Annotated in this window: 10 protein-coding genes; 7 read left to right on the forward strand and 3 right to left on the reverse strand. The window is 38.6% G+C overall.

The genetic code is table 11. The features are described from left to right. The first annotated feature begins 267 nt into the window (after positions 1-267). The 3 genes from DZB84_RS18820 to DZB84_RS18830 all read left to right on the forward strand — a co-directional run bounded on the left by DZB84_RS18820 (position 268) and on the right by DZB84_RS18830 (position 3,360). Positions 268-1,452, forward strand: coding sequence for a ParM/StbA family protein (locus DZB84_RS18820; protein WP_116353858.1), 1,185 nt, complete (start codon positions 268-270; stop codon positions 1,450-1,452). 14 nt (positions 1,453-1,466) lie between these two features. Beyond that, positions 1,467-2,051 (forward strand): hypothetical protein, encoded by a 585-nt coding sequence (locus DZB84_RS18825; protein ID WP_116353859.1) that lies wholly within the window; start codon positions 1,467-1,469, stop codon positions 2,049-2,051. Positions 2,052-2,163: 112 nt separating this feature from the next. After that, positions 2,164-3,360, forward strand: coding sequence for a class I SAM-dependent rRNA methyltransferase (locus tag DZB84_RS18830; RefSeq protein ID WP_116353860.1), 1,197 nt, complete (start codon positions 2,164-2,166; stop codon positions 3,358-3,360). Positions 3,361-3,454: 94 nt separating this feature from the next. On the opposite strand, the gene DZB84_RS18835 is transcribed toward DZB84_RS18830, so the two are convergent. Further along, positions 3,455-5,053: an acetolactate synthase large subunit gene (locus DZB84_RS18835; RefSeq protein WP_223254511.1), complete on the reverse strand. Its 1,599-nt coding sequence runs from the start codon at positions 5,051-5,053 to the stop codon at positions 3,455-3,457. Between the two features lie 139 nt (positions 5,054-5,192). On the opposite strand from DZB84_RS18835, the gene DZB84_RS18840 reads away from it, so the two are divergent. The 3 genes from DZB84_RS18840 to hprK all read left to right on the forward strand — a co-directional run bounded on the left by DZB84_RS18840 (position 5,193) and on the right by hprK (position 8,162). Further along, on the forward strand, positions 5,193-6,035 hold the full coding sequence (locus tag DZB84_RS18840; RefSeq protein ID WP_116353861.1) for a sulfurtransferase: 843 nt from the start codon (positions 5,193-5,195) through the stop codon (positions 6,033-6,035). Between the two features lie 25 nt (positions 6,036-6,060). Continuing rightward, positions 6,061-7,062: a 3-dehydro-L-gulonate 2-dehydrogenase gene (yiaK, locus tag DZB84_RS18845; protein ID WP_116353862.1), complete on the forward strand. Its 1,002-nt coding sequence runs from the start codon at positions 6,061-6,063 to the stop codon at positions 7,060-7,062. Positions 7,063-7,235: 173 nt separating this feature from the next. Then, positions 7,236-8,162 carry an HPr(Ser) kinase/phosphatase gene (gene hprK, locus DZB84_RS18850; protein ID WP_116353863.1) on the forward strand — a complete coding sequence of 309 codons (927 nt, stop codon included), beginning with the start codon at positions 7,236-7,238 and terminating at the stop codon, positions 8,160-8,162. An 86-nt stretch (positions 8,163-8,248) separates the two neighbouring features. On the opposite strand, the gene DZB84_RS18855 is transcribed toward hprK, so the two are convergent. Together DZB84_RS18855 and DZB84_RS18860 are read right to left on the reverse strand one after the other, a co-directional pair. Next, complete coding sequence (locus DZB84_RS18855; protein WP_116353864.1) at positions 8,249-9,406, reverse strand: pyridoxal-phosphate-dependent aminotransferase family protein; 1,158 nt, start codon at positions 9,404-9,406, stop codon at positions 8,249-8,251. A 150-nt stretch (positions 9,407-9,556) separates the two neighbouring features. Further along, on the reverse strand, positions 9,557-10,957 hold the full coding sequence (locus tag DZB84_RS18860; RefSeq protein ID WP_116353865.1) for a purine-cytosine permease family protein: 1,401 nt from the start codon (positions 10,955-10,957) through the stop codon (positions 9,557-9,559). Between the two features lie 491 nt (positions 10,958-11,448). Here DZB84_RS18860 and DZB84_RS18865 point away from each other — a divergent pair, with 491 nt between their 5' ends. Next, positions 11,449-12,465 carry a DUF1646 family protein gene (locus DZB84_RS18865; protein ID WP_116353866.1) on the forward strand — a complete coding sequence of 339 codons (1,017 nt, stop codon included), beginning with the start codon at positions 11,449-11,451 and terminating at the stop codon, positions 12,463-12,465. Positions 12,466-12,577 lie beyond the last annotated feature (112 nt).

Below are 12,577 nucleotides of genomic sequence, written 5' to 3' on the forward strand. Positions count from 1 at the left end.
CACGTATACAAACTGTAAACAAAGTGTGTACAATTCCGTTTACATGTTTACAAACCTGTATACATCCAGGAATACCGCCATGTGTACGAATTTGTACACAAAGATAACAAAAATGTTTACAAATAACGACATGTTTACAAGGTGTTTACAGGTTTACAGTTATGTTTCTTTTCGTCCAGAGTTATTGAGGAATCTAGCAATCTCTTATACCCTTTTATTAAGGCATACATAGCAATAAAAAAATCTACTAAAAGGGATGATGTTTGAATGTCTATGTCTAGAATTGCAGCAGTTGATGTTGGAAATGACTCTATAAAGGCGATCTTCGGAGAGCTAGATTACGAATTAAATATACCTAATATAATCGCTAGAGACACGGAGGATCGTCCAGTAATTGGAATAGAAGAATTAAATAGTAAGGACCCACTGGAAGGAATACATATTAAGGTTCACTCCCCTGCTTTAAAGGAAAATAACGTGATTTATCGTGTTGGCCATTTGGCGACAAAAAGCGGCAGTGCATCAGAATTGGACCCAGGGAGCAGCAAATCAGAAGAAGATCAAACATTGATTATGCTTTTTGCAACTTTGGCATTGGATGCCGTAAGTGAAGAAAACACGGCTTCTTTTCCACGTTCAAAAAATGTGATTGATGCGAATTACACGTTGGGAACAGGATTACCGCTTCGAGAAGTAAAGGAAGGAAAGGATGCTGGATACCGATCAAAGTTAACTGGCTCCGTTCATCAGGTGGAATTTCTTGTAACACCAAGATACCAAGGGCTAAAGGTAAATATTAAATTTAATGAAGTTAAAATTTATCCTGAAGGCTTTGCCGCTTATATTAATCTGGTAATGGATAATAATTTGAAGGTAATCAATAAGGATTTAATTGATAAACGAATTTTAATCCAAGATATTGGCGGACTCTCAACAGATATTGCGGTTATTCGAAACCGAACGGTCGATGATGATAAGGCTCAAGGCTTTAATCTTGGGGTATCTGAATCATTGGAAGCAATTAGAGAAGAAATCCGCTCCAAGCACGGAATAGAATTAGATAGTCGCCGAGATGTAGTTGAAATTATCACAAGAAAAAATAACCGTAATCATATTATGGTAAAGGGGAGCCGGACAAGTGTTCATGACATAACAGATCGAATTCTGCTCGAATTAGCGAAAAAGCAATATCGGTTACTCCGCAATGTATGGTTAAAAAACTCGCAAACGGAAATTTGCTATTTTGTTGGTGGCGGGTCCATTGTATTAAAGGATTATATCAAAACATTAAATAATAATCTTGATGGCTATAATATTGAATTCTTTGAAGATGAAAAAGAGAGCATTTGGATGATGGCGAACGCTTATTATAAGCTTATAACGGATTTTGTAAGGAAGAATGAGAAGCAAAAGGTATCACAAGAGCCGGTGAAAGAACCAGTAAAGAAGTAGAATAAGGTGATTCTATGAAAAAGTCTACCTCAACCGAGGTGAAAAGGGGCCAAGCGATATCATTTCGCGTACCATCCGATACACCTGATCATTTATTAAAGCATCTACAAAAATTAAAGGAAACAGAGCGAAGAAATTTTTCAAGTAAAATTGCCGAGTTCGTCATGCAAGGTGTTGGTCAGTCCTACTCAAAGGAGAGAGAAGTCATTACGGTTCCACTCCCTCATACATTAAGTAAATCGCAGCGGAACTGGCTAAAGCATGAGCACTCCGAGGCCTTACTTGGAAGTATCATTTATCATCTCTTATCAGATCCAGTTCGTGCAACAGCGCTACTTGCTTCGTTAAATAGCAATTCCTTGGATCTAGACGAGGCTTTGTACCTTCAAGAGGAAGTTGCGACTAATGAGATGCAAATTGCAGCTTCACAGGAGGATGAAACTACCTCTATTAATGATAGTGATACGTTCGAGGATGATTTAAATCAATTTAACTGGGAAACAGCAAAGCAAGATAACCAAATTGAAGAAGAAAAGGATGAGGATGTATCCGATTTAGACAGCCTATTAGGAGATTTCCTTTCTGCAATGAATAAGTAAAAAAAGGGGCAGTTCTTCGTTACTTTAAGGTGACGTGGGACTGTCCCCTTTTAAAATGGCTTTGGTAAAGGTATCATAAGTAAAAAGTAGGTAAGAGATAAGGATGGAGATCATGGGAACGGAATTGAATATACAGGTAAAATCAAATCTTGTGAAAAAGTATAGGGAAGGATACCCTTTGATTACAAAGCAAGTAATGAATAACATCGGTTCTTTGGAAGAAGGTGTACTTATTAACCTTGTTGATGAACATGATGCATTTATAGGTAAGGGCTATTACGGTAAGCAAAATAAAGGGTATGGTTGGGTGCTCACGAGGAACAAGGATGAAAAGATTGACCAATCGTTTTTCGAAAGGAAGCTTAAATCAGCCCTAGATAAAAGAAGGTCTTTTTTTCAAGATAAGGAAACGAACGCCTTTCGAGTATTTAATGGAGAAGGGGACGGAATCGGTGGCTTTACCATTGACTATTTTGATGGTTATTACTTAATTAATTGGTACAGCAAAGGAATTTATACATATTTCGACCATGTGCTTACCTCACTAAAAAATCTTGTTCAGTATAAAGCGATTTACCAGAAAAAAAGGTTTCGTGGAGATGAGAAATTTGTTGAGGAAGACGGGTTTGTGGCGGGTGAAAGAGGCCAATTCCCGATTCTTGTAAAAGAGAACGGGGTTCATTTTGCTGTATATTTTAATGAGGAAGCGATGGTTGGGGTATTTCTCGACCAGCGGGATGTAAGAAGAACCATTCGTGATAAATATGCAAAAGGGAAAACCGTATTAAATACCTTTTCTTATACCGGGGCATTTTCTGTTTTTGCGGCATTGGGTGGGGCTGCAAAGACAACCAGTGTTGATCTGGCTAATCGTAGTTTACCAAAGACGATTGAGCAGTTTAGTGTAAACGGCATTGATTATGAAGCCCATGATATTATCGTGGAAGATGTTTTCCATTATTTTAAATATGCGGGTAAAAAAGGTTTGAAATTTGATATGGTAATCCTTGATCCCCCAAGCTTTGCGAGGTCAAAGAAGTTTACCTTCAGTGCCGAAAAAGATTATAAGAATCTCTTGAAGGAAGCAATTGCGATAACGGAGAAGAATGGGGTCATTGTCGCTTCAACAAATAGTGCGTCATTTGATATGAAAAAATTTAAAGGTTTTATTGATATGGCATTTAAGGAAAGTAACAGCAAATATAAAATGGTCGAAGAATTTTCATTACCTCGGGATTTCCAAACCATTAGGGAGTTTAAAGAAGGAAATTATCTTAAGGTTGTGTTTATCGAAAAGCTGAATGGTTAGATGAAGTAATCTGGTTCCGGGAAATTAAAGATATTTTGAAAAAAGGGATGGTTATTTTGCTTTGATGCAGAATAGCCATCCCCATTTTGTTCTATTAACTTGGCATTTGAATTTCGATCAGTAAAAGTTCTTCATCGCTATTCATTGCTTCCTTCAAAATTTGGTCGAACTCATTCAAATGAGTCGGTCTAACTCCCTTTACCCCAAAGCTTTCAGCAAGTTTCAGAAAGTCGGGATTCCCAAAGTTGGCTCCGAAGCTGTGATAAAACTTTTCCTTCATCATTTGTTCCTCTAATTTTAACGTCAAATTATTTAACACAATCACAATAATCGATAACCCTAATCGATTGGCAGTCTCTAACTCTGAAATATTCATTAAAGCTCCTCCATCTCCAGTAATACAAATAACGGGAGCATCTGGGCATGCTAGTTTGGCACCGATGGAGCCAGGTAAGGCAATCCCCATTGAGGCTAATCCATTTGAGATAATAAGTCGACCAGCTTGTTTTGGTTGATACGTGCGGGCGATAGCTAGCTTATGGGCCCCAACATCAGAGACCACAATGGTCTTTTCTGTTGAATGAGATTCGATAATGGTAAGAATATTCTCGATGGAAAGAGCTTGTTTTCCTTTTACATCTTGATTGATTTGATAGATTGTTTCCATTCGTTCTTTTAGATTACCAGTGGGTACCCATTGTTTTGATGGAAGTTCCAGTTGAGTTAGTGCCTGTAATGTCTCATTTAAGTCTCCAATTAATTCTGCTTTTACAGGGTAGTATTCATCCATTTCAGCCGGGAGTGGGTCGAGATGCAAAATTGGACATTTCTTTTTATTCCAATCCATAGCCGGTTTCTCAATTACATCATACCCAATGACAATAAGTAAGTCCGATTCATCTATTAAAGGTAAAGCTTCATCCTTCTTCATTAACCCAAATGTGAAATAATTAAGTGGGTGGTCTTTGGGCAAAATTCCTTTTGCCATAAAACTGTGAATAACCGGTGATTGAAGTTGTTCAACAAATTTATGGAGTTCTGCCATAGCGTCTTGTCTTACTACCCCGTTTCCTACGATTATAACCGGCTTTTGGCTCTGTTCTATTAAAATCCGTGCGGCTTCCATTGCTTCTACAGTAGGTTTACTTTTTGGGATAGGTATAACCGGTAATGGCTGGGAAGCACTGTTTTCTGGTGCTAGATTTTCTGGCAATTCAATTAAGACGGCGCCTGGCTTTTCCATTTGAGCTTCCCTAAAACCCCTGCGGATTATTTTAGGTATGGTTTTTGAATCCTTAATTTGAACGCTCCATTTTGTGGCAGGTTCAAACATTTTCACGATATCAAGATATTGATGGGACTCCTTATGTTGTCTTTCAAAGCCTGCTTGTCCCGTAATCGCGACAACCGGCGAATGGTCAAGAGTAGCACTTGCTATTCCAGTTATCAGATTGGTAGCACCTGGTCCTAGTGTCGCCAGGCAAACACCAGCCTTTTTGGATAATCTTCCATAAACGTCAGCCATAAAAGCTGCTCCTTGTTCATGACGTACATTGATATACGTAATTTGTTTTGATTTTGATAACGAATTCATGAGATCAAGCGTTTCTTTTCCCATGATGCCAAACACATACTCAACACCCTCATTTTCCAAGCAATCTATAAGTAGATCAGTTGCTTTCATTGAACTCATCCTTTCGAACCTCATTTTCCTTATCTTTCTCCTAGAATCAATTAAAAAACAATTTTTCTTCATCTTCTTTGAATGATTTCCACAATTAATTGTAAAATGGGGATATGCAGTAAATAGTTGGAAGAAGGAGGCGGTTTGAGTGGATTATGTCGTGAATAAGGAATGGCTTGTTGATCAACTACAAAACAAGGATGTAAAAATAGTCGATTGCCGGTTTGCATTAGGAAATCCAACCCAAGGGGAACAGCTTTATCAGGAAAGTCATATTCCAGGGGCCTTTTATTTTGATTTAGAACAGCAGATGTCCGCGCCTGTATCAGTGCATGGGGGAAGACATCCACTTCCAGATATGGAGCAGTTTAAGTATGAAATTGAGAAGGCAGGAATCGACCATTCAAAAATAGTCGTTGCCTACGATGGTGGCGAGGGGCAGTTTGCATCTCGCTTTTGGTGGCTGCTAACCTATCTTGGTCATGACAAAGTATATGTGTTAAACGAAGGTTTTAAGGGCTGGGTTGAAGCGGAATACCCGATGACGAAGGAGGTACCGAAAGGAGAACCTGCTTCATTTGAAGTTCGTATCCGTGAAGACATGCTGGCTTCTTATGAGGAAGTAAAGGAAATTGTTAAGCAGAAGAAAAAATCTCCCGTTTTAATAGATTCTAGGGATGAAAGTCGCTACTTAGGGGAGGTTGAACCGATAGACCGAATTGCGGGGCATATTCCAGGGGCGATTAATAAGTGCTGGGTAGAAGGTATGGAGCAAGGTATCTTTAAAAATAGCAACGAACAGAAAAAGAGATTTGCAGACCTTAACAAGGAAGATGAGATCATCGTTTATTGCGGCTCGGGTGTAACAGCGACTCCGAATTTTATTGCCTTAAAAATGGCAGGATTTAAACATGTAAGATTATATGCAGGAAGCTATAGTGATTGGGTTTCTTATGAGGAGAATCCAGTAGCAAAAGGGATAGAGGGTTAATATTTTGGCAAGGGGAGCAGTGGACATGCGTGTACCTTATGATGAATTGAAAAGTGAATTTAAAAGGGTGCTTTTAAATAGAGGTTTTGAAGAGGATACGGCAGAGACGGCAGCATCCATTATCGCCGATAATAGCCGTGATGGCGTCTATTCACATGGGTTGAACAGGTTTCCCTCTATTGTGCAGGCGATAGACGAAGGTTCGATTAAACCAAATGTGCGTCCTGAAAAACGAAATGGGATTGGCGCGCTTGAGCAATGGGATGGGCAACTGGGCTTTGGTCCAATCAATGCAACAATCGCAATGGAAAGAGCGGTTGAACTAGCTAGGGAATTTGGCATCGGTTGTGTTGCCTTGAGCAACACAAACCATTGGCTTCGGGGCGGTACATATGGATTGAAGGCAGCTAATGCAGGCTGTATTGGTATTTGTATGACGAACACTTTTCCTAATATGCCACCTTGGGGTGGAACTGAAAAGCGAATTGGAAATAATCCGTTGATTATATCCATCCCAAAAAAAAATGGTGAACATGTTTTGTTAGACATGGCACAATCTCTATTCTCATACGGGAAGCTGCAAACCTATTCGTTAGCAGGAGAGAAACTACCTTTTGATGGAGGATATGATACAGCGGGTATTCTTACGAATGACCCAGACGCTATTTTAAACGGCGGCGAGATTCTTCCAGCTGGTTTTTGGAAAGGCTCAGGGCTTTCAATAGCGATTGATATGGTGGTTTCGGCCTTATCTATAGGACGCTCTACTTTTGATATGAGAATGGATAAAAGGGACGAAGGCATTTCACAAGTATTTATTGCAATTAACCCAATCGCCTATGCGGGTGAAAATTACGCTGATGCTTATATTAAGAATATGTCTGAGTATATAAAAACTTCAACAAAAATGGACGGTGGTACAGATATACTTTACCCGGGTGAACGAACAGCAAAAGAGCGCGAGAAGAATCTTAAAGAAGGAATTCCAGTCAATGAAAAAATCTGGGAAACTGTGAAAAGGTTATAAGAAGAGTAGGGGCTTTCCATTTGGAGAGCTCTTTTTGTGTTATTGTACAAAATTTTAAAAGTGGAAAAACGTTCCTAATTTTAATAAAAAAAACGGTCTAACATGATGACGCTTCCACCATTCATAAAGTATAATTCAAATAATAAAAGATTATCGGGCGGGTGAATGGTAGGGTGAAAAAAATAACAGTAGAAGACTTAGTTCGCAAGTTTTCATTAAAGGTATTGGCCGGTGAAAGTAAGTTGAAAAATCCAATCAGCCAATCACGTGTGCATCGTCCAGGGCTAGAGTTCGTTGGCCACTTCGACTTTTTTCCAACAGAGAGGGTTCAAATTTTAGGAAAAAAAGAAGTAACGTATTTACATAAACTCACAAAAGAAGAACGTAGAATCCGGATTGGGAATGTTGTTAAGTATCATCCTCCTTGTTTTATCGTGACATGTGGGGAAGAAGGACTTACTTATTTAAAAAAGCATTGTGTCGAGCAAGGGATTCCATTGTTAGTAACGAAAGAACCTGAAATTACTTCAGACTTTATCGTAAGATTGGATGCCTTTTTGATTAAGGAATTAGCTGAAGAAATTGCTGTCCATGGGGTTTGCATGAATGTATCTGGGATTGGCATTCTGATTCGTGGAAATTCAGGGGTTGGAAAAAGTGAGACAGCCCATACGCTAATTCGGAGAGGACACCGACTCGTAGCCGATGATATCGTTGTTTTGAAAAAGCTAAGCCCACAAACCATTCTGGGGACACATGATGAAAAGACGAAAGAATTTCTGGCTCTCCGCAGTATCGGATTATTAAATGTGGTACGCATGTACGGACGTAAAGCTTTTCAAGATGAAACACGGATTTCTCTAGATATTCATTTAACGAAATGGGAAAAAGATGGCTTGTATAATGATTTGGATCAGGAAATTAACACCATGGAATATATGGGTGTTAAGATTCCTTCGATTGAAATCCAGCTCCAGCCTGGACGTGATGTAGCTGGTCTTATTGAGGCAGCAGCGAATAACTGGTATTTAAGGCAGCAAGGCTATAATGCGGCAGAGGAATTCATGAGTCGAATTGAAGCCGACATTAGCCAAGAATAAGTAGTACTTCATACCATTCCAAGAGAACAAATGCCAGATCCCTTTTCACTAGCGTTATGTGAAAGGGACCTGGCATTTTATATGAGTTACTTTTTTAATGAGGACAAGAAAACATGTTGTGCTGCATTTACCCCAGCACCAGGCTCAAATCGATAGCCAAAGTCTTGTAAACCTGCCTCCATTAGGGAAACGGCTTGAAGGATATCGCTTGGGAAACAGTAGCCCATATGGCCAAATCTGAAAATTTTACCTTGTAGATGGCCAAGACCACCTGCAAAATCAAGATGATACTTTTTCTTTAAGTGTCCTAAATAGGCTGGAAGATCCAAACCTTCAGGGGCGTGGATTGCAGTAATAGTTGGTGACGCATACTGATCATTCGTTAATAATCCAATTGATAAGGCCTTCATAGATTCCCGAACCATTTTTTTCATGACATCATGTCGTTCAACCGTTTTCGAAAATCCGCCTTCCTCTTCAATCAAATCGCACACCGCAGAAAGCCCCATAATGAGCGAAATAGCTGGTGTATTAGGTGTCATTCCTTTTGATGCCCACTCACGATAGCTTAATAGATTTAGATAATAGGCAGTAGTAGGATTAGCCTCTATCACTTTCCAAGCACGGTCACTTACGGCTAAAAGAGCAAGTCCAGGAGGAAGCATCATCGCTTTTTGTGAACCTGTTACTAAAATATCAATACCCCATTCGTCCATTTTAGCAGGGGCGCCCCCAATACAGCTCACACCGTCGACGATAAAGAGAGCATCTGAATGATTGCGTACGACTTCTGCTAGTTCACTGATTGGATTTAATATTCCTGTAGACGTTTCATTATAAGTAGCAAAAACAGCTTTAACAGTAGATAGCGGTTTCAAAAAGTCAATCAGGTCTTCCTTAGTACAAGCTTCACCCCAACTTTTTGCAAGTTTATGTACCGTTAAGCCATACTTTTCGCAGATTGAAACGAAATAATCACCAAATGCGCCTACTGTAATGACAACTACTTCGTCTCCAGGGGAAACCGTATTTACAACAGCTGCTTCTAATGCTGCAGTTCCCCCTGAAGGAAGAAGTAAAATATCTTGTTTCGTCCCGAAAACGGATTTGACACGTTCCGTAGTGTCTCGGTATAGTTTGACAAATTCTTCAGTGCGATGGCTGATCATATTCTGAGCCATTGCTAGTTCCACTTTTTTAGGAATTGGAGTAGGTCCAGGATGTCTAAGGATATTAGGATACATTATTAGTTCCTCCATTTCGCAATTTTCATAAGATTAGTATATCTAGAATTGATTATATCTTATTTTAATATATTTTTCAGGTGAAATTCTGCTTAATGTAAATGTTTGCAAAAAAATACCCTCTACACGTAGATGTAGAGGGTTAACACGTTAAGCGACGTACTCTTCTTTTTTAATATCAGTTGCTTCTTTCTTTATATAATATTTTCCTTTTGTAGCAATCGCCAAAATAACAGTTAGGATCGATGCTAGAATGCTAGCAAAAAATGCTGCCGTACTTTGTAAAAATGTTCCCATAAATCCTAGTGCAGCTACAGTACCAAGACTACATGAAACTAACAGTGCCCCAACACCGACGGGATTCCATTTGAATAAGTTCTCTTGTTTAGCATCATAATACCGAGGACCAATCTTTAATATTTTCTTAACAAAAACAGCATCTGTAACTAAAATAGATGCCCAAGATAAAAGGAAAACTCCTTGGAAGGTCAAAACTGTGCCAAGATGATTGACTATATCGGTAAGCATTAAAATGATGGCAGATACTCCGGTGACAACGACCCAAAAGCGTCTTCCAGGTTTAAAATGAAAAATATTTTCGAAGAAATTTGAAAGTGATAGTGAACCACTATAAATATTTGTAACGTTAATTCTTACTTGGGTAATCATCGTAAATAGTGCTCCCCACATACCTAGAAGAGTAACGATATACACACCAGGATTTGGCTCACCAAGACGAACGCCAAACCAAATACCTAAGCCTCCCATCACACCGAAACAAAAGATTTGTGGAATAAATCCAATGGCAAATATTCCAATTTTCGTGTCCTTAGGTTTAAGAAAACGTGCATAATCAGATGCAAGTAGGGGAGTTAATCCCATAATCCCATGCTGCATACCAATACAAAGAAGAAGAGCAGTTCCTCCAACTTGCACATTTTCCGGCATGTAAGACCAAAAGCTTCCATCGTATAAGGATGGTGTCATAGCTGCTACAATAATTGCGGCAATTAAAAAGACGCCAAATAGTGGCAATGACCATTTTTGTAATTTGTCCAATTGCTTGATTCCAAACCAATTTAATGGAATGACAAGGGTACCAAAGAATAGAATTAAAGCCCATTCAGGAATAATAGGTAAGAATTCGTGGACTGCGGAAACTAAAATTAAGCCTTCAAGTGCACAATACATGATGAAGTTTGTGGCATAAATAATGGAGGTTAATGATGCGCCAATATAACCGAAACCGCCACCCCTTGATAATAGATTGACGTTCATACCAGACTTGGCTGATAAGTACGCAATGAAAGTTCCAAGAATACCGGCAACGATGATCGCATAAATAGCGGAAATGATCGCGTTAATAGCACCAAACTGAAGGGCCATAACAGATCCCATTTGAAAATAAAAAATAGCCGTTGCAATTCCGAATGTAATATTCGTTATACTTAACCAACTCATGTTTCTTTTGTTAAGTGGTACTCTATCCAAGGAATAATCATCACTCAACGCTTCGTTGCGATTTTGCTCCGATTGGATAACAGATCCCATCCTATCAACTCCCTTTTTTGTTTGTGAATAATTTCACAATAATATTTCTTGAAAAATAAATAGTAACGTACGGTTCGCTTAACCGATTGTAAGTATATCAATAATAAAGTAAAGGAATCAAATGTGATAATCCAACGTATATCGTGATAAGACTCCTTTTAAGCGTATCTAGTAGACATAATCTGCTGTTATCTTAGGATTAGTCTTGAATACCGAATTATACGCATAAAATGCTATTAAATATGCGTAATTAAGATGCCGAAAGGAATAATTAACATGAAGGGGTATGGGAATTTTCGGATTTAGGTTAAAGGTAGGCATGTTAATTTTAAAAAGTGCGTCTTAGGAAGGATTTTAGTGAAGGATCTTCTAAAAAGTATGTTAAAATAAAAATAGTCGAGATAACGTTATCAAATAGGGCATGTGAAAATTTTCACAATGAATTACTATTGAATAGTAGTCGCGACAACACAGGGATTGGGGGAAAAACTATGACTGCTGGACTTATTATCATTCTACTACTCGTTTTATTTCTACCTTTTGTTGTAAAACCAATAGAACGAAACTTAGAACCTTTTTTATTTGTCATGGGCTTTCTAGCGGCACTCGTAAGTGGCGTCTTTAATGGGGAATTATTCGTTCATGCCTTAAAAGACCCAATTTTCATTACGCTAGCAGTCCTTATCGCGGGCTTGTTGTTCAAATGGTTGAAGAAGCCAATTGAAGGGGCAATCTTAAAAGTAAGTCACAAAATGGACATTCGTCTATTTCTTGCAATAATTATTGTCGTTTTAGGATTATTGTCAAGTGTGATTACTGCTATTATTGCAGCGATCGTTCTCGTATCAATTGTAAGTACCTTAAGTTTAGATCGTAAGACTGAAATTAGAGCTGTTATCCTAGCATGTTTTTCGATTGGATTAGGCGCCGTGCTTACACCAGTGGGGGAACCATTATCAACGATAACAACAAACAAATTAAATGAGAATTTCTTTTACCTCTTTCAGTTGATTGGGGTTGAGGTTATTGTTGCTGTTCTTGCGATAGGGGTTGTAGCATTCTTTGTCTTAAAACCAATTGAGGGTGATAGTGGACTAGATGGGGACAACCAAGCAGAAGGCTACTCTGAGATTATTATTCGATCTTTTAAAATTTACTTATTCGTAATGGGTTTAACTCTTCTAGGCGCTGGTTATGAACCATTAGTAAACCAGTACTTACTACATTTACAACCAGGAGCTTTATACTGGATCAACATGATTTCAGCCGTTCTAGATAATGCTACACTAGCGGCTGCTGAAATTAGTTCATCGATGAGTACAGAAACCATTCGCTTCTTGTTACTAGGACTTATCATTAGTGGTGGAATGTTAATCCCAGGAAATATTCCAAATATCATTTCAGCAAACAAACTTGGAATTACAAGTAAAGAATGGGCAAAATTCGGTGCCCCATTTGGTTTAGTTATGATGGTTGTGTTCTTTATTTATTTGTTAATCATGGGATAGAGAAAAAGAGGAAGGCTACTTGCTAAAATTGATAGCAAGTGGCTTTTTTTGTCCAACACTATAGGAAAAACTTATCTATTCATATAACGAAGATTACATTTTCTAATCAGCC

This window comes from Bacillus sp. HNG (genome assembly GCF_003400205.1).
GTDB lineage: Bacteria > Bacillota > Bacilli > Bacillales > Bacillaceae_L > Ferdinandcohnia.

What these genes read in the sequence shown, in the direction of transcription:
- DZB84_RS18820 (WP_116353858.1), top strand. Translation starts at nt 268, where the DNA reads ATGTCTATGTCTAGAATTGCAGCAGTTGATGTTGGAAATGACTCTATA.
- DZB84_RS18825 (WP_116353859.1), top strand. Translation starts at nt 1,467, where the DNA reads ATGAAAAAGTCTACCTCAACCGAGGTGAAAAGGGGCCAAGCGATATCA.
- DZB84_RS18830 (WP_116353860.1), top strand. Translation starts at nt 2,164, where the DNA reads ATGGGAACGGAATTGAATATACAGGTAAAATCAAATCTTGTGAAAAAG.
- DZB84_RS18835 (WP_223254511.1), bottom strand. Translation starts at nt 5,053, where the DNA reads ATGAGTTCAATGAAAGCAACTGATCTACTTATAGATTGCTTGGAAAAT.
- yiaK (WP_116353862.1), top strand. Translation starts at nt 6,061, where the DNA reads ATGCGTGTACCTTATGATGAATTGAAAAGTGAATTTAAAAGGGTGCTT.
- DZB84_RS18855 (WP_116353864.1), bottom strand. Translation starts at nt 9,406, where the DNA reads ATGTATCCTAATATCCTTAGACATCCTGGACCTACTCCAATTCCTAAA.
- DZB84_RS18860 (WP_116353865.1), bottom strand. Translation starts at nt 10,957, where the DNA reads ATGGGATCTGTTATCCAATCGGAGCAAAATCGCAACGAAGCGTTGAGT.
- DZB84_RS18865 (WP_116353866.1), top strand. Translation starts at nt 11,449, where the DNA reads ATGACTGCTGGACTTATTATCATTCTACTACTCGTTTTATTTCTACCT.